This window comes from Bacillus sp. B1-b2, from assembly GCF_009183415.1.
Taxonomy (GTDB): Bacteria; Bacillota; Bacilli; order Bacillales; family Cytobacillaceae; genus Niallia.
Genome location: NZ_WEHU01000004.1, coordinates 50,799 through 76,256 on the forward strand (window position 1 = coordinate 50,799; position 25,458 = coordinate 76,256).

Consider the following 25,458-nt stretch of genomic DNA (forward strand, 5'->3'; position numbering starts at 1 on the left):
CTTTAACAGCTTTCACTCTACTTTTTGTTTCTCATTAATTGCTAAGCCTATAAAAAGAAAGTTAAAAAAATACATTACATCCCATAACATTGCAACCTCAACATAACCCAATAACAATTGGAATGTTACTCCTAATATTAACTGAATTTGAAAAGTTGACATATTTGGCCCTTTGGTTATTTTTGCTATTATTCTTAAAAAAAGCGAGAAATATAATAAATAACCTATCAATCCAAAATTTCCTATGATTGCAAGGTAGGTATTGTGTAAGTTTATAGACGTCGTATTCCACACATCGGCTTGTGAACCTACACCAAATAACCATGATTGGAAATCATTATTCATCGCCGTAAAAAATAAATTCCATACATATTGTCTTGTGTAAATATCTTTCGATGTAATTGATGGATCAAAATTTATAAGATTAATATAATTAACATATATATATGGTATTACCGTACCAACCAGGATAATCACTGTAATGAGAAATAATAAAATGTTACCTTTTTTGAATAATCTTTTGGGGATTAAACTATCTATTAATAAATAAATTAAAAGAGCAAAAAAGTTCCCTCTTGCTTCCAATTGTAGTATTGCCCATAAACTTAATATTGGTATTATATATGAGAACAAACTTGTAAGTTTCATATTTCTTTGCTTCAAAAAAATTCGTAAGTATATTGCCGTATAACTAATAACCATTCCTACAATATTACTATTAATTAAAGTTCTATCATTATAAAATTCCTGATAATAACCAGCCGAATTAAAAATCCAATAAATATTTACTATTAGAAAACTTAAAAATACTAGTTTTAAATTCGAATTATCTAATTTATATTCACATAAAATTAATAGGATAAATACATTACAAATAATGTTTAGCACGCTACCAAATGAACCGTCAGAGAAGGTCAATGTTAACATGCAATAAAAAACAAATATATATGCATGAGTCCAATAATTTATATACTTAAATTTATTTTTCAAAAGTGCCAATATAATAATAAAAAACGTCATTGCATATATAGAAACACTGCTATAGATCCAGAAGAAAGAACTGTTAATAAATATCATTGTAACTAGAATTATTAGGTAAAATAGAAGTTTTTTTCCAGAAAATAAATATGCTTCTCTTCCCATACTGTCACTCCGTATAGATTAAATGTGACCTTTTATTTTTTCATATAATGATTCTGCTGCAGATTCGTGATTAATAAGGTCTTTCCGTAATCCTTCATTTAACCTTCTATTATTTGTATTTTTTAATACATTTAAAATTTTATTTGCAATTTCCTCTACTTCTTGAGTATTATAAATCACATCAGTAGAATCTAAAGTGTCTATTATATCAATTACACCAACTGCCTTTGAGATAAGTAAGTCACACCCACATAGAAGTGCTTCAATGACACCAAGTCCAAATGTTTCAAAACTACTATTTTGAATGTAGATCTGACTTTCACTTAATAGTTCCAATGTTTTTTCGTGTGGTAGATGATCATAATATTCAACAAAATCATACTGACAGATTTCTTCCTTATCTGAATAGGGTAGACCGATAACAACAAACTTTAAGTTTGCTCCATATTCTTTATTTAATTTATCTATAGCCTTACACACAATTCTATTATTTTTCCTTCTCATTCCTCCACCAATTGAAATGATCTGATTTATTTGTCTATTACTACTACTGTTGCAAACTGTTTCCAAATGTCTAACGTCTAAACCATTAAAGTTGTAATCAAACTTATGTGCATAAGTTTTTTCTGTCGACTTCATATATTCTGAAAAAGTTTTTGACACACAAAACACTTTGTTTACACCAGCAAACATTTTCTTTTCAAAATCATTAACTTTTTTTATATCACTTTCTGTTAATGAGGGATTCGCAAGTTTTCTTTCTACAGTTAAATATCCATGCATATAATAAAACTTTTTTTTATTGAAGATATTTGCCAATTTTATACCAAGTAGATTTGCCTTTGAAGGACTGCAAAAACAAACAGCGTCACACCCATAAATCCCTTTTACCATTTCAATAATTCTAGAAAACCTATTAACTCTTTCTGAAAAGTAAACATTCTTATTATTCTTCCAACCCTTTTTCAACTGGATATTAGCAACTCCCGGACCAGTATCCGAAAAAAAGTCACCAACCATAAAAAGTTTCATACAATTATCCTCACTCTATAATTAGTATTACTTCAATAACAATTCTTCGTAATATGTTACGACTGACTTTCTTGCCTCTTCTTTTACACTAATTTTGGATAGACTCATACTCCCATCCTCTTTATGCAAAACTTTAATATCCTTTACTATATGTGATGGGATTTGTTCTCTTTTTAGAATATGGGCTAAGAATTGTTCTTCTGCAAATAGAAACATCTTTTCATTATAGGGTAATCCCAATTTCAATAAGGATTCCTTAGTAAATATCACAAAACTCCCATGTAAAGCGAATACCTTCTTATATTTATGCTTACTTACTTTAAAAAGCAAAAGTAAGGACTCTCTGATAAACTTATTTATTATGATCCCTGAATATATCATAAGTTTATTTCTCTTCTTATATCCTTTATATATTAGATACTCAGCCAAATAATTTTCAATGAACCAATATGGATTTTGACTCTTGTTAGTCTTAGTTAAAATTAGAGGGCCTACAACTGAAAGACCTTTCTTATCTAACACATTACAATCAAATTTTTGAATTACTATGTCCGGGTTTGAAATAATAAGATAATCATATGAATAATTATTATTAGCAAATTCAATCCCACGATTGTTGCCGTAACCATAGCCTTTATTGTCTACATTTAAAAAATCACAATCATTTCTTTCAGCTGTTTCTTCAATCTCATTTTTACTATCTTCATCAAAGTAACTATTTACGATAACTATTCTATAGCTACCATTAACATTCTTTTTTACACTTTCAACAAAATCATCTAAATCCTCTGCATTTCTATATACAAGAACTATAAATATATATTTATATTTTTCCATTTACAATCTCCAATAACTATACCCATTTTTCTCAATCTCATTTTTATCTATAATACTCTTAACATCTATTATTACTTTATTGCTATTTGAAAACTCACCAAAATACCTATCAATTTGCTCCAAAGTCATATTTTTAAACTCATCATGTCCAACAGCAAATATAAGACAATCCGCATCATTGATCATATCCAATGGAACTACATCTACCCCATACTCTCTTTTCGCATCAATAGCATCTGCATATGGATCGACTACAATTGGATTAATTTCATACTCATTTAGACGTTTAATAATATCGTATACTTTAGAATTACGTATATCAGGACAATTCTCCTTAAAAGTTATACCTAAGATGACAACCTTTGCCTGCTTAACCACCTTGTTAGCAAGAATCAATTTCTTAATAGTCGCGTCAGCAACAAATTCTCCCATCCCATCATTTATCTTTCTACCCGATAAAATAATCTGTGAATGGTATCCAAGTTTCTCTGCTTCATATAAGAAATAGTATGGATCGACACCAATACAGTGCCCCCCAACTAGACCAGGGTAAAACTTTAGTGCGTTCCACTTTGTATTCATGGCTTCAACAACTTCTTTTGTATCAATACCCATTCGATCGAAAACCATAGCCAGTTCATTCATAAATGCAATGTTAATATCACGTTGGCTGTTTTCTACAACTTTAGCAGCCTCTGCAACTTTAATTGAACTTGCCTTATGCACACCCGCTTCAATTACCAATTCATAAATTTTACTGATTTCTTCCAAACTCTCTTTATCTATACCTGAAACTATTTTTATAATCTTTTCAAGCGTGTTTATCTTATCCCCCGGGTTGATACGCTCTGGAGAATATCCGACTTTAAAATCTTCCCCACATTTTAGCCCAGATTCCTTTTCAAGTATAGGGATACAAACATCTTCTGTAACTCCTGGATAAACTGTAGATTCATAAACTACTATCGAACCCTTTGAAAGATTACGACCAACAATAGTACTAGCTCCTACAACTGGGGTGAGATCTGGTGTTTTGTCTGAATTAATTGGAGTTGGAACAGCAACAACAAAAAACTTTGCTTCCTTAAGTTGTTTATCCTCTGATGTGAATTCAACACTAGTTTGTTTGATTACCGCATCACCTACCTCATTTGTAGGATCAATACCAGACTTATATAGTTCAATTTTCTCCCTATTTAAATCAAAACCAATAACATCAACTTTTTTTGAGAAAGCAACTGCTAATGGCATACCTACATAACCTAAACCAATAACGGCAATTTTCTCTTTTTTATCAACAATTTTTTCATATAGACTCATCGACTTTAATTCTCCAATCTCCGATTTTTAAATATATTAACAAAGAACTTTCCTACTTCACTTAGAAAATCAACTGGTGACACTAAAACCATTTTTATACCACTCATTAGTGCGTGAAAATAATTTTTATTTCGCTTATAAGCAATTACCATAACCGCATAGTGCCGAAAACGAATAAACATCTTTTCTCGCCTAGTTAACATGTGAAAATAACCCTTTTTAAACTCATATAAAGTGTTTTCTCCATCTATTTTATTTCTACCCTGAGAAATCCCACCATTATTGTGTCTATAAGCTAATACATCGCAATCATTTAAATAGCAGATTTTTAAATTATTTTCTATAGATTTAAGCATTAAATAAAACTCCTGGCCCATCCTAGCATCTTCAAATCCACCTATCTCTTTTAGTTTCTCTGCCTTATACATAAAAGTGGGTGTCCCAGTAAGGTGCCTCATCAAATGATACTTTAGTAGATTTCTGTTATCGAAATTTTTCAAACTATTATATTGTCTATAATCAACAACCACTTTGTTTTCGTTAACCAACTTTAAATTTGTAAATGACATATCGCAATCTTTCTCTACCATAAACTCTAATTGTTTTGCGACTTTTTTTGGTAAATATTCATCATCATCATCTAAAAAAGTAATATACTCTCCAGTAGCTGCATTTATCCCCTTATTCCTGGCTAAAGATCCTCCAATATTCTTAGGGTTCATTAAATAAATAACATTATCGTCATCTTTGAACTGTTGCATAAACTGCATAACATGTTTTCTATATTCCGAATCTGGTGGATTATCATCTACTATAACTACTTCTGTGTTTTTGTGAGTTTGTAGTTTAATTGAATTAATAGCTCTTAAAATATATTTAACCTCACGCTTATATGTTGGAATAATTACACTAACTCTTTTGTTTAATACATTCATTTCGTCTTTATCTCCCTACTACTAGCAACTTCTTTCCTTACCTTACTTACTGTTGTTCCAGTACCACCTTCAACAACCCCGTCACTCCTAAGGACACTAGTAATTGTTCCAAAGAAACACTTAATATCCATCCCAAAACTAATCTTCTCAACATACTCCCCATCCAAATTAGCCTTAACCTCAATGGGAAGTTCATCTCTACCATTAATTTGCGCCCAACCAGTTAAACCAGGAGGTACATCATTAGCTCCATACTTATCACGTTCTGCGATCAGATCATACTGATTCCATAGTGCTGGTCTTGGCCCAATGATACTCATCTGCCCCACAAAAATATTCCAAATCTGTGGAAGCTCATCAAGTGAGGTCTTTCTCAGGAATTTACCCATCTTTGTAATATACTGTTCTGGATTACTTAATAAGTGAGTAGGGGTGTCCTTAGGAGTATCTATTCTCATAGTTCGGAACTTCAATATATTGAAATGTGTCTTATTGATACCAACACGCTTTTGCTTAAACAGTACCGGACCTCTTGAATCAATCTTAATAGCAATAATTAGAATTAAATAAATCGGTGATAATACTATAAGTCCAATTAACGAAAGAATTATATCTATCAATCTTTTAACCTTCATATACATCCAGCTACACTCCTTAATATTTGTTCTTTAGTAGATTAGGACTTAATTAGAAGGTCTACCTCTAACTAACTACTAAACCACTAAAATTGTTATCTACTACTGATAGCCACCTCGTAATATCTATTCAATCTACCAATCAAATACTAAATAGATATTCTCGTAAATACCACTCTAAACCGAGTTTCTTCCTATTATATATACCATTCAATCAATCTATAATTCTCGCTAAAAGTGCCCCAAACCCTTATCCCGCAAGGTTTCCATCGTTCAATCTAAGAACGATACTCAGTTCCTTAACTCCATTCAATATTTTTCCATATTTTAGGTAGTCAAAAATCCCGCCAAATCAACGTTTTCAAAATCATCATTTCCACATTTTAGGAAAACCGACCTTTTTATCTTTTTAGATTGACCAAAAAGGAGTATGCGCTATAGATAAAATCCATATATTGTATTATCCATGCGATTTTTTGTCCTTTTAATATTACATATTGTGTTTATCTAACTACGATACTGACTTCCTAATATATATCCAATCAATTGCTGGAATATTCTTACTAAAAAAGCCCACCAAATCAACGTTTTTATCTCCCTGAATTTCCTAAATAGACATTTTATCTAACTCATATTACCCCAAGACTATTATGCCCAATAGATACAATCTATATATTGTATGTTTTCATACCATTCCTACAACACACACACTTTATCATAGTCATCTACTAACCATTTTCATTTCGAATTGCCATTCAATCACACCTCCCAAAAGGCTGATACTCATGTACACATATCAGACAACAATTCTGTTCAGCTCTCCTTATTGAAACAAACTAACCCTAAAGAAAGGGAACCCCATTCTCCTCCACTTCATCACTATAATCCTCTTCCCCATGAACAGAACAAATAACTCTCCCATCACGAAACGTTATTTCTCCTCCTGAAGGGCATATCTCGTCAAAAAACTGCTCTTTATATTCCAAAAATCTAACTTCTGTATGAAAGGTCCCTTGTATATTTAAATACTCGTTATACTTCCTTTCTAACTCAAATGAATTAGAATGACAAACATCCGTCTTCGCATTTTTGACTATATTTGTTATCACTGGTACTGCCACAGTTGACATTATGGACATAACAACAAGAACCGCTAAAACTTCTATTAAAGAAAATCCCTTCTTATTCAGCACAATCCTTCTCCAAAGTATAATAAGTTTAAACATAATAAACTATAGGGCATCCAACCCCACCTCACACCACACCCCTGACAACCAAGTGTCTAAGGCAAATTCACCCACAGCATAGCCGAGTGCCTTCCTTGATAAAGGTAAGAAGACATCACCTAAATATAGCAACCTAACTAACATATTAAATTACTTAAAACAAATTGGATTACTTATTAATTTTTAAATAAATAATCTTGGTGGAACTCATCATTCTTACCTACACCAAAGCTTCCTCAACCAAACTCTCTACATACTTCTTATTCGCATAACCCAATAAATAACTCTTCAACTCAGCCAATTCCATATCCTCAAATTCACCAATCAAATCCAAGACAATTTTCATATCCAACAAAACAGCTTTCCCAATATGAATCTTCGGAAATACCTGCTCCTTATGCATCTCATTTTCATTCAACAACTCTTCATACATCTTTTCACCAGGTCGAATTCCACTGAAATTGATTCCTATTTCATCAATGGTATAACCAGATAACATAATTAAGTTCTTGGCCAAATCCACAATCTTAACAGGTTCACCCATATCCAATACAAATATCTCTCCACCTCTTGCAAGAGTTCCCGCTTGAATCACTAAACGAGAAGCTTCCGGAATGGTCATAAAGTAACGAGTCATATCTGGATGTGTAACTGTTACTGGACCACCAGCTAGGATTTGCTTCTTAAATAATGGAATAACACTACCACGGCTACCTAATACATTCCCAAAGCGCACTGCGACAAATTTAGTATTACTGCACTTGGATAGATTTTGAATCACTATCTCTGCAAATCGTTTTGTTGCCCCCATAATATTAGTTGGATTCACTGCTTTATCAGAAGAAACAAGTACGAATGTATTTACTCCAAAAACATCTGCACCTTCCGCAACATTTTTTGTTCCAATAATATTATTCTTAATCGCTTCTTTAGGATTATATTCCATTAACGGGACATGTTTATGCGCTGCTGCATGATATACCACATCAGGCTTAAACTTATCCATTACTTCAAATATACGTTCACGATCTTGTACATCTGCGATAACAGGTATAATTTCAAAATTATTTTCTTTATTATTTCTCAATTCCATATCAATCGTATAAATACTATTTTCGCCATGACCTAATAATAAGAGTGTCTTTGGACTAAAGTTACTAATTTGTCTACAAATCTCAGAACCTATAGAACCACCAGCACCCGTAACAAGAACTACTTTTCCTGTAATAGTTTTGGAAATACTACTAATATCCAACTCAACAGGTTCTCTACCTAATAAATCTTCTACAGATACATCTCTGAATTCACTAACAGCTACTTTACCTACCATAATATCTTCTAACATAGGCATTATTTGTATCTTTGCAGTTGTTTTATTACATTCATTAATGATAGGTTGTAATTCTTTTTTTGATAATGAAGGAACAGCGATTAAGATATTTTCAATATTCTTCTCTTCCACAATTTTTCCAAGTTCACTTATTCCGCCAAGTACCGAAATACCAAGAATATCTAGATGATGCTTGCGGATATCGTCATCTATAAACGCAACTGGAATTAATTCTGCTTCCGCATTTTGTAACAATTGACGTGTAACCATTGTTCCTGCTGATCCAGCCCCAACGATAAGTGTTCTTTTTCTAGATGTATCTGGTCTATATCTAAGATTTCGCAATACGCGGTAAGAAAATCTAGATCCACCAATTAAAATAATATGTAGCATCCAGGTAATCATTAAAGCTCTCACAATAATGTCTCCTAGCACTACTTGCTGTACAATAGCTACAATAATAATAGTTAAAGTTACAATCTTCGCAATGCTAATTAATTCTCCAACACTCGCAAATCGCCAAGACTTTTGGTAGAGCTTGTAAACCGTAGAAAACAAATGATGAGAAATAAGTAGAGTAATAGAACTTACTAATAGGGAAGGATAAGAGAAAATTTGTACGTTAGGATGAAGTGTATAATAGCTGATATAGATAGCAGTAAGAACAAATATGGAATCAATTCCCCAAAATAAAGCGATTCTTTTTTTGTATGTCAATGTGGTCCCCTCCTTTATAAAATCTCATTCCGATAAATATTTATACGTAATTCGGATACTACGAGGTAATATTCACGCTTTTTAAAATATCCCTAAAAATTTCTTTTTCTTTATCATTTCGGGAATCTCTCTAATAACATTTTCACTAGCTAATAGTAGTTCTGCATTTTCTCTGAATAGGTATACATAATCAATACCATATGAAGCTTCTAGTAACTCATATGCTTCCTTCATTTTGAAAGATCGATTGTTCGTATTATGTGCATCAGATGCAATAAAGTGAGTTAAGTTAGCCTCTACTAATTGCTCAGAGAATTTTTTAATATTTTTCCCAAAGTATCCAGTAAGACTTGCCGCTGTTACTTGACTCAAAACACCATTTTTCACAAATTCATATAGAAGTTTCGGATTTTCTTGTAAAGTTTTATTTCTTTCTGGATGGACTATAATTGGAACTAATCCTTCTGTTTGGATATCATAAAAAAGTCTTTCTGCGAATCTAGGAACAGTTGATGATGGAAATTCAATAAAAAGATAATTACCTTGAACCAGTGTTAGAATTTCTTGTTTTTGATAATCTTCTAATAGTTCACCATATATATGAACTTCTTGTCCTGGTAGTATAGTTAGTGGAATTTCCTCTTGTTTTAAAACAAGATTTAGATTATTTACACCATCTATAATAATAGATCTAGGATTATGGTATTTGTTATTTTTATGATGAGGTGTAGCAATAATCGTTTCAATCCCTTCCTGTACAGCAACTTTAGCCATTTCAATACTATCCTCTATTGTTGCCGGACCATCGTCCACACCAGGCAATATATGACAATGAATATCAATCATTTACTACACCTCTTTCTTAAATACTTCCATTATCTAATACTATTTTCCTATAACAATAAAACATATTATCATTGCTACATCAAACCGTAAATAGCGAAGTTTGTCGAATATAGTCTAATAGGTTGTTAATTTGTTCCATAGTAATAATAGTTTCCTTTTTTATCTACTTTCTTATTGTTTAAAACAACTCCAAGTAATTTACCTGTAGTGGCTGTTAAATGTTCCTTCGTTTTTACTACTGCTTCTTTGTCAGTTGTTCCACTACTAACTACTAAAATACTACCTTGGCAAAGATTTGCTAGTACCTGAGAATCTGTAACAGCTAGTACTGGTGGTGTATCAAATAATACAATATCGAATTCCTCTAACGCAGCTTCAAGGAAATGATTCATAGCACGTGAACCTAATAATTCAGATGGATTTGGTGGAATTGGCCCACTTGGTAAAACATATAAATTTGCTTCATCATTTTGATGTATTGCTTCCATTAAGCCCATTTGATTTGTAAGAATAGATGTTAATCCACTTGTATTATTTAAATTAAAAGTATAATGTACAGTTGGCTTACGTAAATCTGCGTCTACTAGAAGCACTGTTTTCCCTTGTTGAGCAAAAACGATTGCAAGGTTAGCTGCAGTTGTTGATTTCCCTTCTCCCGGTCCTGCAGAAGTTACCAATATAGAGCGGATTTCTTCATCTACACTTGAATATAGAATGTTTGTACGAATCGTTCTATATTGCTCTGATATAGGGGACTTGGGATCATACTTTGTAACTAACTTTCTTCGATTAAGGGATAGTCCACCCTTTTTTGCTTTCTTATTTAGCGCCAAGTGAAGCACCCCTTCCTCTAACAGTAGTATTTCCTCTTAACTTTGCTTCTTGACTTTCATCAATAGTGGTGATAGAACCTAGTACAGGTAAATCTAATAATCTTTCAATATCTTGCTCTGTTTTCACCGTGTTGTCTAAATACTCTAATAGGAAAGCTAAACCGATACCAATCATTAGCCCTACTACAGCTGCAATCGCAATATTAAGTGGCGGATTTGGACTTATTGGCGATTGATTTTCTTGATCTTCTGCTAACGGTAATACTTTAACGTTGTCAATTGTCATAATATTCTTAATTTCTTTTTCGAATACTTCTGCCGTTTTATTAGCAATCTTTAAAGCTAAAGCCGGATCTGAATCAGTGACTGATAGAGTCATAACCTGTGAGTTTTGTGCACTTTCAACAGCTATCTTACCATTTAATGCTGCAACAGACATGTCTAAATCTAACTCTTCTTTAACAATATTTAAAATGGCTGCACTTTTAAGGATTACACTATAAGTACTAATCAATTGAATGTTTGTTTGAACTTCTCCTGCATTATAAAAGGTAGATGACTCATCCTTTTGTTGGTTAACAAGAATTTGTGTTGAAGATTTATATTCTGGTGTGATTACGAAGTAACTAACTACCCCACTAATAATCATTGCGACTAGAGTAATGGAAATAATTAAGGCAATTCTTTTCTTTAATGTCTCAAATAATTCTTTTAAACTAATAGTTTCTTCCATGACTTCCTCCTATAAGAAAATAAAAACCAAAAAATATTATATCATAAAACATTGCGAATTATGGCATTTCTTGTCATAATTTTAATAGATTTGTAAATTAGGGATTTACTTAAATTAATATACCAATTAATTTACATGATTAATAGTTGTTTTTTTGAATAGGGATAACTTTCCTATGCTTTTCAAAATTACCTGTAGACAAATGTGTTACTATTATACTTATTTAGGAGGTTACAATGAAAGCAGCAATTATATCTACACTTTCTATTATTCTCGTAGTGATTTTAATCATCGGGAATATCAACTGGAATTTACAAACAGACAGTCCACGCTCTAAAGAGACTAATTCTTCATCTAGTGCAACCGAAGAAAAAACGGACGGATACTTTAGTCAGGATTACTATACAAGTTTTGCTAGTTCATGGCCTGAAAGTGCACAAAAAGTACTTGAAACAAAACTCTCTGAAAAGAAAGCATTTCATATTGTACTACTTGGATCTAATTCCATTGGAAATCAAGATTTGGGCCTAATCACTCCACTGAAGGAAGCATTAGCAGCAAAATATGATAAATATGTAACAATAGAAAGCATTAATTATGATGGTACTTCTAGTGATTATGTAGATAATCAAGCATATGAAGCTTTAGCTAGTAAGAAACCAGATATGGTTATCTTTGAGCCATTTTTATTAAAAGATAATAGTGTAGTCGATATTTCTACTACTTTGAACAATATCAGTAGTGTTATAACCGAAACAGAAGAAGCTTTACCAGATGTGACATTTATCCTTCAGCCAGCACAACAAATTTATAATGCCAGTCTTTACCCTAAGCAAGTACAAGAACTACAAGCATATGCCGAGGAACAAGGTATTACGTATTGGAATCACTGGGAATCTTGGCCGAATGCTAAGGATGAAGCAGTTCTTGAATACATAGAATCAAAAGATGGTGTATCATTTCCTAATGAAAAAGGGTACGAGGTTTGGAGCAAGTATTTAATTAGCCAACTTATTTCAAAGTAAAGCGAGTTATTCTCGTTTTACTTTTTTTGTAATCGTTCATTATAAAGCACGAAGTTTTTCTTAACATGTTCGTTATAAGCCGTAAATAATATTTGTGTTACATTTTGGTAAAGTTTAATAGCTTTTACGTTCTCTTTCTTTTTATCTCTAATCATTAAATTTCATTTCCTTAAACATTCAGCACATGCTTATGGTCTTGATGAGAAATTATTGCCTTCAGCAAATCATAAAGAAATCAATATGGATGGAAGGAAAATATTAATGAATCTAGTATCGGGGGAATTATCTTTATATTAGCTTATGTTATGAATTTGAATATATTTAGATCTAGGCTTGAGGAAGAATGAGATAATGAGGTGACGATGAATGAAAGAGCTTAAGAGCCTAAAACCTTTAATATAGTAGATATTACTCAATAATAAATACTTTGTACCTATTAAAATCATAGAAAAATTTAATATACCAAAAAATAGTAGAAAAATAGTACTACTTCCATCTTTAGAATATGCTAGAATATTAATGTTATACGTTTACTGTATAGAAACTACTAAAGAAGGGTTTTTGGTGATGAGGAAGAAAGTATTTTTATTGGTTGCTGTATTATTTTTTAGTTTGGTATTTCCTTCTAACTTAAGTATTAGTTATGCAATGGAGAAGACAGAATTAAGTCCGGTTTCTAATTATTACTTGGTTCATTATAATGGAGAAGAACAGAGTTTTAATCTTAATGAAGAAGTTATTTTACACTTAGTTGGCTGGACAGATGAGTATCAGAACTCTGTTCAAGCATATATAACCGATTCTTCAGGTGATCATGAGGTTTTCTCCATTGAATTGAGTGACGAATTGCAGAAGTTTTCTCTTTCTGAAGAAGAGACCGTCTACTATCGAATTGTTATATCTCCTATATATAAATTGGAAGTTATCGAGCCTGAATCTATTACAAATCAAGTTCTGGTTGTAGCAGAAAATGAGAACGGTACTTCTATGGAAGAGACAAGAAAAGTAGATGCATATGGTACTGTCCATGATAATCTAGGTTACACCTACTATAAGACAGGTGCAGATCAAGAAAAAATGGAAATTACCAAAGAAGATTATGAGGCACTGAGTTCTACGACAGAATATCCTGCTTCTGAAGAGGATATTCAAGAAACAGAAGACATTCCTGTAAATGAGGAAAATACTACTAGTATAGTAGAAGATCCTAGTGCTTCTACTAATGCACAAGCAAGAACTTTTTCTACTCAAAGTGTAACTTTAACGCCTTCCATTAAATATGCGAGTCATATGCAAGACTTCGGTTGGCAACTTCCTGTTGCAGATGGAGCGGTATCTGGAATAAGTGGACAGTCCAAAAGGATGGAATCCATAAGCATTTTTATAGAAAATTCTCCATATAGTGGCAGTGTTTCCTATAAAACACATGTACAAGACTTTGGATGGATGACAAGTGTAATGGATGGAGAACTTGGTGGCACAGCTGGTGAGAGTAAGCGGATGGAAGCTATCCAAATCAGTTTAACTGGTCAAATGGCTGATCACTATGACATCTATTATCATGTTCATGTTCAAGATTACGGCTGGCTTGGTTGGGCGAAGAATGGCGAATCTTCTGGTACAGAGAGTTTGTCTAAACGTATAGAAGCAATTGAAATTAAATTAGTGAAGAAGGGTGTTGCTGCACCAGGTACAACGTCGAATGCCTTTATCACTAATCCTTCTGTTGATTATTCTACTAATGTTCAATCAATTGGATGGCAACCTAATGTTTCAGATGGCGAAGGAAGCGGTACTATTGGACAAGCAAAACGACTTGAAGGAATTAAAATTAGTCTAAAAAATCAGCCGGTTGATGGAAACATCGTCTATTCCACTCATATAGAATCTTATGGATGGTTAAATACTGTCTTTAATGGACAAGTATCTGGCAAATCTGGGGAAAACAAACGAATGGAAGCAATTCGTGTTAATTTAACTGGACAGATGGCTAATGAGTATGATGTCTATTATCGTGTTCACGCACAAGACTATGGCTGGCTTGGTTGGGCGAAAAACGGGGCATCTGCTGGTACAGAAGCTCTTTCTAAACGCCTTGAAGCAGTAGAAATTCAGTTAGTGAAAAAAGGTGCTGCTGCTCCTGGTACGACTGATAGAGCGTTTATATCTGTTCCATCTGTTTCCTACTCTACTCATATTGAAAATATTGGATGGCAAGGTATTGTTAAAGACGGTGCTGCAAGTGGTACTTCTGCACAAGCCTTAAGATTAGAAGCCATTCAAATGAAGATAGAGAACAACCCTTTTAGTGGAAACATTATGTATTCTACACATATCGAGGGAATTGGTTGGGTTAATAATTCATCTAATGGACAAGTATCTGGAACAGCAGGACAAAGTAAACGTATTGAAGGAATTCAAATCAGCTTAACTGGAGAAATTGCAGAGAAGTATGATGTTTATTACCGCGTTCATGCCCAAGACTACGGCTGGCTTGGTTGGGCAAAGAATGGCATGAAAGCTGGAACAGAAGCCATGTCGAAACGTTTAGAAGCTATTGAAGTTAAATTGGTTGAAAAAGGTAAAGGGTCATCTGTTAGTGCTTCAACTGCTTTTAAACAACCAAACACTATCTTTTTAGATCCAGGACATGGTGGTAAAGATCCTGGTGCAATGGCTAATGGTTTCACAGAAGCTGGTTTAAATTTAGCTGTTGCAAAGAAAGTAGAGAGAATATTAACTGATCGTGGCTATACTGTTTATATGGCTCGAACAACTGATACATTTGTAGAATTAATTGATCGTCCTAAGCAAGCAAATGCTATTAATCCAGATCTTTTTGTTAGCATTCATCATAATTCTAGCACTTCCAAAACTGCATCGGGTATTGAGACTTATTTTTATAAATACGATCCAGCGTACCCTTCTGAAATTAATAGTGGTATGCATAATAATCCAGAACGAATTCTAAAAAGTACACAATTAGCTAATTTAATTCAAAATAAAATGATTAGTTACACTGGAGCAGTAAACCGTGGCGTTGATGGAGAAACATTTAAAGTTCTTAGAGAAACCGCTGTTCCTGCAGTATTATTAGAATTAGGTTTTGTGAGCAATTCATCAGAACTTGCTAAATTAGTAACAAGTAGTTATCAAGATAAATTAGCAAAAGCTATTGCGGATGGAATTACAGAGTATTTAACAATGCACTAAGCAAAAATATCCCGTGGAGATTTAAACCTCCACGGGATATTTTTTATATTTTTCTTCCAACTTGGAAGAAGAATCGGATTATAAGCGGCGGATGGAAGAGTTTGAAAGATATTGTCTCTTTGTCGCTACAGCTAAATGAACTTTGTAGCCATACCATAAGTCATTTTTCCTTCGCTTTTTTCGTGATTCTATTGAGGATTTTGAGGAATTCAGCTCGAAGTTCATTCAGAGGAATATCTCTGAGGGATAGAGTCTGAAACTAAAAATCCACAGTCGAGACGGAAGATTATGTCATGCCTTAACCGTTTCACTAAATCCTTAATAAAAGGAGTTCTCTCTGTCATTCTAGCGATAAAGAGTAAATTAACGCTACATCGTTTAGCTCAATAGGCCTTCCAAAACGCGATTTCTTCGTTACCACAGCGAAGATTTGTTCCATATCAATGGTAGAAAAAACAACTTCAAACGTTAGGTAGGTTCTAAATTATATTATTCTAGTAGGTCACATAGGTTTCTATTTCGTATAATAGTCAATAGGAGTCTTCCTGCAGTCTTTATTAGTTTATATGGTGTTTACTAACTTCGACATTTTGGGGAGGTACTCCTTCTTTTGTGTCTCTGAGGCTTGTGGCTTTAAGTATTAAATTATGAAATTGATTCATGTAATAATATATTAATTATTTTTATTAAAATCTTCACTAATTAAATGATCAACACTAGTACCTAATTTTTTAGCTATCTTCTCTAATATTTGAAGCGAAGGATTATCTTGTATTCCTCTATCTAGATTACTTAAATAGGTTTTGGATACTCCAGATTCTTTTGCTAATCTGGAAATGGAATAGCCCTTTTGTAATCGTAGATATCTGATTCTTTCTCCAATCATAGAATCTCCTCTCCCTATTTCACTCAATATTTATTAGCCCTTCTTTTTTTAGGACTCTCAAAAAAGATTCTACTTGTTCCTGACAATCTAACTTACTTACTTCATATTTCGTTAAAAGGTTGTTCACTAGGCTGTCGATTGTAATTGGCTTTTGTATATATCCCCATATATCCCCACCAATTGCTCCTAAATTATAATATTTTCCATTTGCAACACTTAGCATTACTTTTTCCCCATTCATATCACTTACGATATGTCCAGGTGTCTGTGAAACTGTAGTGTTTAAATCAATATTTAGTTCTGTTTTACTCATAATAATCATCTCCAATAAAGGTATGTAAGATCCATTCTGCTAGCTCATTTGCAGTAAAATAAGAATCTGGCCTAGTGATTTGGACAATTTTTATAGATTCTAAAAGTCTCGTTGTAGTTGATAGATGCCAAGGTAATAACCCTAATGGTTGAAGAAATATATTACGAAAGGTGTGCATATAAAGTGTTTGAAGTCTTTCTAAATTTAGTACTTCTTTGTATTTAATAGTAGAACACCTTTCCTTTTTCAACTCAATAACACCCACCAAAGGAAGCGCTTTATTTTCATATTGCATTTGAATTGGTACACTATATTTTTCTTCCCTATATGCAATTGCTTGATAATTATCTGCATCCATTTTAAAACTATTTAAGCTTTCTAACCACAATTTTTGATAGGGATATGAGGGGATGACAACAGAACCTTTATTTGTTGTTTCTACTAAAGGAATAATATCATCAGTAATTAATTTGTATCCTTTTTCAATAAATGCTCTTGCTAGGGTTGATTTACCAGCACCACATTCTCCCACAATAGCATATGCCTTTCCATTGATGGCAATAGCACTGCCATGTAAAGGTAGAATGTTTCTTTGCATAAGAAGTGCTCCCATGCATGTTCCAAGCAAGTACAAACGAATCTCATCTTGTTTATTGTTATCTAATGGACAGACATATATATTACTGCCTCTTTCTATTGAAAAGATGGCAATGCCTTGTGCACAGAATAAGACGGAATCATGACTGAATACAAAATGACTATGAGGATTAGACTTAGAGGACCACTCTTCCTGTAAATCTTTTTTTATGATATGTATATCTGTTTTTGTTTGTTTATCTACATATTTGATGAGCTCCGGTAGGTAGAACTCACTATAGATTTTAGAGCCAAAAGCATCATAATAATAGATATTTTGGATAGTAGGCATAGATCCTCCTTTTTTAGATGGTTTTCTATGACATAAGAAAAGCCTCTACTCTTTAGATAGTGTAAGAAGGCTTTTCATTGTAAATCTATAAGTACAATATTTCTATTAGCTCCAACCTAATTCTCCCCAAGGAGTACCAGATTCATAAGTATTGTCTAGACTGTTAAAATTAAAGGTACTTGCCATTGTTTTATTGATATCTAAAACTTCTAATGTTGGTTCTTTCCATTCTAATTTTTCCATTTATATCACCTCCCTTCAAATGAATTTTTTCATAAAACGATAGAAGATAACACTTCTCATCAGCAGACGTATATCTCTATCAACTGCAAAATCAGTTCTCACTTCTGACTCTGCTTTTTCTAGCCCGATTTTAAGCATGGCTTTATTAAGGTATGGTGATATATCTTTGTTGCTGAACATTTCCCTAGATTCTTCTACGAATAAGTCCCATTTAGGAAGCATTCTATGTGCCCAATCTTTTCCTTGTGCTCCTCTAACTTGTTGATTTAGACGTACTTTATCTGGGAGAAATTCTTTCATTGCTCTTCGTATTAACGCCCTATCCATGCCATTTTGTACATACTGATCCTCTGGTATAGATAAACAGTAGCGAATGACACGCAAATCATTTGTAGGATCACGACTAATCAAACCGTACTTTAAGGATAATTTGGATGAAAATGTATTGGTCGCATTCCAATGAAATAAATCATCAAAGTGCCTTTTTCGATGCTCATAGGCATTATTTGTAGTAAACCAACCTGCTTCTCCTATCCCAACATGATGCAATTTATCATATACATTCATTTTCTTCGCAAAATCTGGATTGATTAGTGGTAATACTCCTTGATTGTTGTTCTTATTTATTGTTGGTAAAGCCTCTTTTATCACTAAATTTGCAACCCTACTTCTTGAAGTGCTGATTCTTTTACTGAATTGCGCTACCTCTTGATAAAGCTTTATCCAATTGAGTCGTTTTAATAAAAGTGGATAATAATCCTGTGGTGACCCCCAGGAAATAGAAAGATTCCCTCTGTTCCCATTTAATAAGATGCCGATATCCTGTTTTTGTGCTTGCTCATAGATTCCATTGATCCAAAAAGAATTCTCAAAGAACTTATAGGGCATTTCCATGGTTTCTAGAAAGGTATCCATATCCGAATAAGAATCTTTACCTTCAAAAGCTAAATAATAATCGTTAATGCCTCCTACAAACTCTACTGTTGATTTAATATATGGTGTTTCATTTGATAGTAGATTTTTTGGTCCATATGGTTGAAAATCCTTAGGTGGTGTGTAACTAAAGGTTGTTAAATCAGTATCCATGTTTTTCCTAGCAATACTCACGACCGATCCAGAATCTAAGCCTCCACTCAATTGAGATCCAACCTTTTTAAATGTCCTTAATCTTGCTTGTATAGCAGATTGATATACCTCTAAAAAGGCATCTACATAATCTTGGCTATTACTGTATCTTACTGGTTTAATCTCTTCACTCAGATGACTATATCTACTTTTCTTCATAGATCCTTTTTCTACTATTAAATAGTGAGCTGGTGGTAATTGTGCTATGGCTTTATATGGTGTACTAGAGACATCGGCTACATCTACTACTCCAGAAATTGCTAGATACTCTGCCAACCATTCCTTATTTAAATCTTTATTAATATTAGGAAGACTTAATACCGAATCAATTGTTGTGGCAAAAGCTAACCGATTATCTTGATAGTGATAATAGAGTGTTCTGCTACCAGAGAAATCTCTTGCAGCAAAAAGCCTCTGCTTCCTTATGTCCCATATAACAAAAACAAAATCACCGATTAAGTGCTTTGGTGTTTCTTCCTCCCATTTTGCATATGCTAGGAGTATGAGTTGGCTATCTGTTATATTTTTTTGATTATGATGATTTATTTTTAACCTATTCATTAATTCTGAACGATTATCTATAATGGCATCTGCAGTTATGACTAATTTCCTTAATGAATCATAAAGGGGAAGCTTTTCCCCAATTGATTCAGGTGTAATCCATTGAGCATGACACCCCATAAATATCTGTTCCATTTTAAACACTTGTATATCATCAGCAGGGAATGGTTGGAATCTACTCATCATTAAGTGAATATGTTCGTCAGAAATATGTTCATTATCTATGTTATAAATACCAGCAATCGCACTCATATATTCCGCTCCATTCAACCAAACATTTCTTTATAACGAACGAAAACGTTAATAAAAAAGCTTAAACAGTCTATTTAGTTTATATATTCTTAATAAAGAACATATCATTTTTTTCTCTACTATTCAACTAATAATTTACTATTTCTAATATTTTTTACTTCACTGTCATTTCGTTCATTATCTCATCCCACTCTAAGCAAAAACGATAGATATCCTCTTCTACTAGCTCACTACCTGTTTGTACTTCGATAATCTCCATTAAACTAGTAGCTCTTAATGCGTGCTTTGTACCTAGGGGGATGTGAATTACATCTCCTGCTCGAATAGGACGGATCTGATCATTGATGATAAGTACTCCTTCCCCTTTTACCACTGTCCATATCTCACTTCTTTTATAGTGAACCTGATAACTGAGATTTTTTGACGACTCCACACAAATTCGTTTTGTTAGCACTTCCTCTCCCTCACTATACTTAATATGCTCTAATACTTTATACCAGCCCCATCTTCTTTCTTCATACATAGGACGCTCTTCTAGATTCTTTAAAACATCCTTCACTTGTGGACTAGATTCTTTATCTGTCACAAGAATTCCATCAGGACTTGCGGCTACTACCACATTGTCTAAACCAATCAATGTAATAGGGATATCTAGTTCATTTACAATATGGGAATTTTTAAGTCCTTCACTGACAAATCCTTTCCCGTTAATCGGATCCTTTATTTCTTCTGTTAGGGTATTCCAAGTGCCTAGGTCCTTCCAGTACCCTTCATAAGTTAGAGCAATAATATCTTTTGCTTTTTCTACTACTTCATAGTCAAAACTATTCTTAGGTAACAAATGATATTGATTTAGTAACTGCTCATATTGTATTGGTAATCCTTTATCTATTAAGATTTGGAGGATATACTCCAGTCGGAAAGCAAATACTCCACAATTCCATAATGCTTGGTATTCGATTAATTTTCTTGCCGCTTTTTCCTTTGGTTTTTCTTTAAAGGACTTTACATGCATATATTCACTATTTATTTCTTCTGAAGGGACAATGTATCCATATTTTTCAGATGGAAAGGTTGGTTTCACTCCTATTAGTGCAAGATCTGCATTACTTTCCCTTATCTTTTCTTCCATTTCTTTTACTTTGACAAAAAATTGATTTTCAACATATGGGTCTACTGGGAGCATTGCTACTACTTCATTGGGACTACACCCTTTTATGGAGTATAGATAGACAGCAGCTAGTGCAATAGCTGGGAAAGTATCTCTTCTTTCTGGTTCCACTACAATAGGAACATGAGAACCTAACTGAGTATGAATCATTTCTACTTGTGATTTACTTGTGGCGATAACAGAGTCTTCAGCTAGATTATTTTTCGCAAGCTGCCCCCAAACCCTTTGAACCATAGATTCCTTTTCTCCATACTCATTGGATAATACCTTTATAAATTGTTTCGATCTCGCATCGTTTGATAATGGCCAAAGACGCTTTCCTGATCCTCCTGATAGAAGAACTAGTTTCATTGTATTCCTCCTTTTTCATAAAACGAGTTAAGCTAATGTTTGGTTACTAGCTAACTCTTGTGTAGTTAACATTCTTCTAAGTGGACCTTTTGCTTCAGATAGTGCTCTATATTCACCTTCTTGTATGACCTTTCCATCATCGAGAACTACTACTTTATCTGCATTTCTAATAGTAGATAAACGATGTGCTATAACAATGATTGTCATAGTTCCTTTCAATGCATCAATTGCTTGCTGAATCTTCCTCTCATTCTCACTATCTAATGCACTTGTTGCTTCATCAAGCACAAGGATAGATGGTTTTCTGAGAATCGCTCTAGCAAGGATAAGGCGTTGACGTTCCCCTCCAGAAAGCCTAATTCCTCTATCCCCAATAATAGTATCTAATCCTTTTGGCATTTTTCGAACAAATGTATCTGCAGCAGCAAACGTCAATGCCTCCCATAAATCTGATTCACTTGAATTAGGTGCCACCATTTGTAAGTTTTCGCGAATACTACTGTGGAATAAAAAGGGCTCTTGAGCTACGTAACTAATGGAATTCCTATATCTCAACACGTTCTCTTCTGTTATAGGCTCTCTATTAACAAGTACCTCCCCCTTTTCTGGTTTTAATAAGCCCATAACCAAATCTATCAAGGTTGTTTTTCCCGCACCTGAGGATCCAACTATTGCAGTGGTCTTATTCTTAGGGAATTGGATATGAATATTTTCAAGGGCCCAATTATTTTGAGATTGATTGTATCTATAGGATACATTTTTGCATTCAATGGCACTTTCTAGGATAAATGTTTTATTGTATGGCTCTTCATCCTGCTGAAGAAAATTCCATTCCTGCTCTTTACTGCTTTCTTTTTGTACTTGCAGTAAATGACTTAAAGCAGGGAACATAGATACTGTTTGTTCCAAGCTACTTTGAATAGAGGAAAATTTGGGCCATAATCGAGAAAAAATTAAGATAACTAGCATTAATTTCTCCGGTTGTATCTTTAGAAATGAATAAGAGATATAGACAAAAAAGATAATTAAAAGTCCTGCAGCAACACGATATAAAAAGGCTGACTTGGAATTCAGCTTAACTAGATTCATGATATTTTGGTGAATCTGATTAGACATATTTTGAAACCACCTATTAAATGAGGACTCTAACCGATTACTTTTCATATCTTTCATGCCATTAAGCTGTTCTGTAATTCCACCAAAATAATTTGACATTAAATCTGTTGTTTCTTTTCCTAGCAGTTTTGATCCTTTGACAAACTTCCTCATATAGAAAGCAATGGCCCCTCCACAAACAATAACAACTAATGTCAAAGAAGGAGATAAAAGCAGCGCAAGAGCCACTTGAACAAGAGTAAAAAAGACAATGCCAATTAATTGAATAATGCCATGTGTCCCCACTCCTACCCTTGATATTTCTGTTGTTAAAATATAGTTAAAATCAGACTTCCTTTTATTCAAATAGTACTCCCATTTCGCTTTAAGCAGGGATTCATATGTTTCTACTCTTAAATGCCTAATATAGTTCTGCTGAATCTCCGTGTTTAAAACAGTCTGGTATCTTTGTAGCAACGCTTGCCCTGTAATCAACATAAAATATAGAACTAGAATAAATGGCAGATTTAATGTAAAAGGTAATTGTTCTAATCCTTCCACTAATATATTCAACGGAAAGACATTACTAATAGAAGCCTCCAGTAACCCTATGACTGCTAGCATTGGAACAAGTAGATAGATACTAATACCTTCGATAGTACTAATGAAAATACTTAGAAAGATATTTAAATAGATTTTGGACCCAGTGACTTCCTTTAGTTTCTTTAAATAAATGATGAGATTTCTCATTTTTATAATCTCCTGAATGTAACTTTTCGTTTTATCACAGCTCTCCATCCCCAAAGGAACGGTCTTAACGGGATGTAAAGAAAATGTAAGGCTCTAGGTAATGGTAATACTTCTGCATCAAATGAATTCCTATTAAATTTCCATGCTACATATCTCCATTTTTGCAAAGTAGGCTTTATCTGGTATAAATAGGTCTTAGCTATTTTTTCCCATTCTTTATTAGGAGGAGAATAGAAATGTATTCTCTCTTTCATAAATTGAAATGCATGAAAAGCGAGATACTTTTCCTTTTCGGTATACCCTATCTTTTTATTCGGTACAAACAGCCCTAATTTTCCTAATAACAACATTGTTTGGCCAAAAAGATGGCTAGACTTATTTTCCTTTATTTCAATAGGACAATTCTCTAAGTTTACGTTAGCATTCAACATACGAGTAATGTCTAAAAGCCATCTAATTCTAAACCAGCCATGCCTTGCTCCATGAGTAATAAGATAATAAAACAGCATCCCTTCATCTAATATATAGACTGTTTTATCCGTTACACTAATTGCCTTTCTCTTTTCCCATAATTCTTCAAAGCTCGGTTCTTTACTTGGACCTGGATGCAAAGCCCAGTGGATTTCCACCTTACAGTTTCTATCTTTATTAATCATTTCTATATGATGAACACGTTTTTTCCAATTTTTTATTTTTTTAGGAGGCTCATATCCTTTTTCATACCCTAATAGTTGGAGAATCATTATTGTTTTCTCTAAGTCATTAAACGAAATGAGTATATCTAAGTCCTTTGAAGTTCTTGAACTAAGATTTTCAAACAGATAGTAAGATAGAATAGGGCCCTTTAACGTCAACATTCTTATATGCTCTTTTTGTAGCATTTCGTTAATTTGCTCCAATTCTTTTGTTAAATTTAGCATATCTATAGTATTTTTCATGTATAAAATCTGCAATTGTTCTCTTATCATTGAAGGAATTAACTGGGAATTACTTTCTGCAATTTTTATATAAATGGCAGGATAAACTTTATGAAATGTAACCAGATTCATAAATTCTCCCCAATTCACTTTAAGAGCATATTCTTCTATTAATTTAGTAGCATTCTTTTGCTCATTCAGCAAATTTAGTAAGAATTGGAATTCTATTGGACAATTATCTATTTTGATTTCTCGATACCTCTTCATCTTTCCCACCTCTGTTCCTTTTTCCCCTAGCAAATGTATTAACAATTGTAAAATTATCTTTATTTTCAACTCCAGTTACATATAAAGACCCGCTTCTCACCCAAGCATGGGCATGCATCTCTCCATGTTGATCCCGAGCAATACCTAAATATAATGTTATCTCTATGTTTCTTCGATTAAGCATCCTTGTGGCAGCTATCGCTTGAACCATACAGGCACTTTCCCAAGCAGTATATCTACTCATCGTTTGAACTGCATAAGAGACCGCTTTTATTACTTTTTCATCCTTACTAGTAATCACTGGTGTCTCTACTGATTCCTCCCCTAAAGTAGGAGCAACTTTTTTAAATGGCAATAGTTTTAAGTACCTCCCTCTTGCCAAAAAAATAAATGCCTCTAACATTAGGCATTTTTGTTTAAAATCAAGCTTTATCCATTTCTTTAATTTCCTAATCATTCTAAATAGCCTCTCAAATCAACCATTTCCAATAAATCATTTGCAAGTGATTCCCTAATAAAAAGATCTACCTGTTGTTCACACTCTTTTTCTGACACTACATACTCTTCCATTAATAAAGAGATCACTTGTTGTTTGCTAATAGGATACTGGCAATACTCCCAAATAAAACTTCCAATTTCTCCAAGTCTATAATAGGTATTCATATTCTGATTCCAAGCATAATTTTCATTATCGATTTCTTTTAATTGAATTGTTTTATTGCTTTGATAAGCTATAGGTTCCATTACTTCCTGCTTCATTACCATCCCTTTATT

General features: G+C 33.2%; 24 protein-coding genes and 1 pseudogene. 2 read left to right on the forward strand and 23 right to left on the reverse strand.

The window, feature by feature from the left end; all coding sequences use genetic code 11:
- Nucleotides 1–12: 12 nt before the first annotated feature.
- From F9279_RS05090 to F9279_RS05140, 11 genes are all read right to left on the reverse strand, one after another.
- Nucleotides 13–1,143: an O-antigen ligase family protein gene (locus F9279_RS05090; protein ID WP_152111713.1), complete on the reverse strand. Its 1,131-nt coding sequence runs from the start codon at nt 1,141–1,143 to the stop codon at nt 13–15.
- Between the two features lie 18 nt (nt 1,144–1,161).
- The gene (locus F9279_RS05095; protein ID WP_152111714.1) at nt 1,162–2,175 is read right to left on the reverse strand and encodes a glycosyltransferase family 4 protein; all 1,014 of its coding nucleotides are present in this window, start codon (nt 2,173–2,175) and stop codon (nt 1,162–1,164) included.
- 27 nt (nt 2,176–2,202) lie between these two features.
- Complete coding sequence (locus F9279_RS05100) at nt 2,203–3,012, reverse strand: hypothetical protein (protein WP_152111715.1); 810 nt, start codon at nt 3,010–3,012, stop codon at nt 2,203–2,205.
- Nucleotides 3,013–4,332 (reverse strand): nucleotide sugar dehydrogenase, encoded by a 1,320-nt coding sequence (locus F9279_RS05105; protein WP_152111716.1) that lies wholly within the window; start codon nt 4,330–4,332, stop codon nt 3,013–3,015.
- A gap of 5 nt (nt 4,333–4,337) precedes the next feature.
- Nucleotides 4,338–5,267: a glycosyltransferase family 2 protein gene (locus tag F9279_RS05110; protein ID WP_152111717.1), complete on the reverse strand. Its 930-nt coding sequence runs from the start codon at nt 5,265–5,267 to the stop codon at nt 4,338–4,340.
- A complete protein-coding gene (locus F9279_RS05115) occupies nt 5,264–5,908 on the reverse strand; it encodes a sugar transferase (protein WP_152111718.1) in 645 nt (214 codons plus the stop codon). The genes F9279_RS05110 and F9279_RS05115 overlap by 4 nt, the downstream gene beginning before the upstream one ends.
- An 836-nt stretch (nt 5,909–6,744) precedes the next feature.
- Nucleotides 6,745–7,128, reverse strand: coding sequence for a type II secretion system protein (locus F9279_RS05120; RefSeq protein WP_152111719.1), 384 nt, complete (start codon nt 7,126–7,128; stop codon nt 6,745–6,747).
- Nucleotides 7,129–7,348: 220 nt separating this feature from the next.
- Nucleotides 7,349–9,175 (reverse strand): polysaccharide biosynthesis protein, encoded by a 1,827-nt coding sequence (locus F9279_RS05125; protein WP_152111720.1) that lies wholly within the window; start codon nt 9,173–9,175, stop codon nt 7,349–7,351.
- An 81-nt stretch (nt 9,176–9,256) separates the two neighbouring features.
- Nucleotides 9,257–10,021 carry a tyrosine-protein phosphatase gene (locus tag F9279_RS05130; RefSeq protein ID WP_152111721.1) on the reverse strand — a complete coding sequence of 255 codons (765 nt, stop codon included), beginning with the start codon at nt 10,019–10,021 and terminating at the stop codon, nt 9,257–9,259.
- A 125-nt stretch (nt 10,022–10,146) separates the two neighbouring features.
- Nucleotides 10,147–10,854 (reverse strand): CpsD/CapB family tyrosine-protein kinase, encoded by a 708-nt coding sequence (locus F9279_RS05135; protein WP_152111722.1) that lies wholly within the window; start codon nt 10,852–10,854, stop codon nt 10,147–10,149.
- A complete protein-coding gene (locus F9279_RS05140; protein WP_152111723.1) occupies nt 10,841–11,587 on the reverse strand; it encodes a YveK family protein in 747 nt (248 codons plus the stop codon). Before F9279_RS05140 ends, F9279_RS05135 begins: the two co-directional genes overlap by 14 nt.
- A 236-nt stretch (nt 11,588–11,823) precedes the next feature.
- Here F9279_RS05140 and F9279_RS05145 point away from each other — a divergent pair, with 236 nt between their 5' ends.
- Nucleotides 11,824–12,612, forward strand: coding sequence for an SGNH/GDSL hydrolase family protein (locus tag F9279_RS05145; RefSeq protein ID WP_152111724.1), 789 nt, complete (start codon nt 11,824–11,826; stop codon nt 12,610–12,612).
- 17 nt (nt 12,613–12,629) lie between these two features.
- Here F9279_RS05145 and F9279_RS25040 read toward each other — a convergent pair whose 3' ends face one another.
- A complete protein-coding gene (locus F9279_RS25040; protein WP_193224463.1) occupies nt 12,630–12,767 on the reverse strand; it encodes a hypothetical protein in 138 nt (45 codons plus the stop codon).
- Nucleotides 12,768–13,179: 412 nt separating this feature from the next.
- On the opposite strand from F9279_RS25040, the gene F9279_RS05150 reads away from it, so the two are divergent.
- Complete coding sequence (locus tag F9279_RS05150) at nt 13,180–15,825, forward strand: N-acetylmuramoyl-L-alanine amidase (RefSeq protein ID WP_193224464.1); 2,646 nt, start codon at nt 13,180–13,182, stop codon at nt 15,823–15,825.
- 230 nt (nt 15,826–16,055) lie between these two features.
- Here F9279_RS05150 and F9279_RS25605 read toward each other — a convergent pair.
- From F9279_RS25605 to F9279_RS05205, 11 genes and pseudogenes are all read right to left on the reverse strand, one after another.
- Nucleotides 16,056–16,314 (reverse strand): annotated as a pseudogene (locus tag F9279_RS25605) (IS5/IS1182 family transposase); the annotation flags it as partial.
- A 184-nt stretch (nt 16,315–16,498) separates the two neighbouring features.
- On the reverse strand, nt 16,499–16,711 hold the full coding sequence (locus F9279_RS05160) for a helix-turn-helix domain-containing protein (RefSeq protein ID WP_152111726.1): 213 nt from the start codon (nt 16,709–16,711) through the stop codon (nt 16,499–16,501).
- 19 nt (nt 16,712–16,730) lie between these two features.
- On the reverse strand, nt 16,731–17,033 hold the full coding sequence (locus F9279_RS05165) for a lasso peptide biosynthesis PqqD family chaperone (protein WP_152111890.1): 303 nt from the start codon (nt 17,031–17,033) through the stop codon (nt 16,731–16,733).
- The gene (locus F9279_RS05170) at nt 17,017–17,952 is read right to left on the reverse strand and encodes an aldolase (RefSeq protein ID WP_152111727.1); all 936 of its coding nucleotides are present in this window, start codon (nt 17,950–17,952) and stop codon (nt 17,017–17,019) included. The genes F9279_RS05165 and F9279_RS05170 overlap by 17 nt, the downstream gene beginning before the upstream one ends.
- A gap of 105 nt (nt 17,953–18,057) precedes the next feature.
- Nucleotides 18,058–18,195 (reverse strand): paeninodin family lasso peptide, encoded by a 138-nt coding sequence (locus F9279_RS05175; protein WP_152111728.1) that lies wholly within the window; start codon nt 18,193–18,195, stop codon nt 18,058–18,060.
- A 15-nt stretch (nt 18,196–18,210) separates the two neighbouring features.
- The gene (locus F9279_RS05180) at nt 18,211–20,133 is read right to left on the reverse strand and encodes an asparagine synthase-related protein (RefSeq protein ID WP_152111729.1); all 1,923 of its coding nucleotides are present in this window, start codon (nt 20,131–20,133) and stop codon (nt 18,211–18,213) included.
- A 154-nt stretch (nt 20,134–20,287) separates the two neighbouring features.
- Complete coding sequence (locus F9279_RS05185; RefSeq protein ID WP_152111730.1) at nt 20,288–21,655, reverse strand: sugar phosphate nucleotidyltransferase; 1,368 nt, start codon at nt 21,653–21,655, stop codon at nt 20,288–20,290.
- Nucleotides 21,656–21,682: 27 nt separating this feature from the next.
- On the reverse strand, nt 21,683–23,500 hold the full coding sequence (locus F9279_RS05190; protein ID WP_152111731.1) for an ABC transporter ATP-binding protein: 1,818 nt from the start codon (nt 23,498–23,500) through the stop codon (nt 21,683–21,685).
- A 2-nt stretch (nt 23,501–23,502) separates the two neighbouring features.
- Complete coding sequence (locus F9279_RS05195; RefSeq protein ID WP_152111732.1) at nt 23,503–24,684, reverse strand: nucleotidyltransferase family protein; 1,182 nt, start codon at nt 24,682–24,684, stop codon at nt 23,503–23,505.
- Complete coding sequence (locus F9279_RS05200; RefSeq protein WP_152111733.1) at nt 24,653–25,141, reverse strand: lasso peptide biosynthesis B2 protein; 489 nt, start codon at nt 25,139–25,141, stop codon at nt 24,653–24,655. Before F9279_RS05200 ends, F9279_RS05195 begins: the two co-directional genes overlap by 32 nt.
- Nucleotides 25,138–25,449 carry a PqqD family peptide modification chaperone gene (locus F9279_RS05205; protein ID WP_152111734.1) on the reverse strand — a complete coding sequence of 104 codons (312 nt, stop codon included), beginning with the start codon at nt 25,447–25,449 and terminating at the stop codon, nt 25,138–25,140. Before F9279_RS05205 ends, F9279_RS05200 begins: the two co-directional genes overlap by 4 nt.
- Between the last annotated feature and the right edge of the window lie 9 nt (nt 25,450–25,458).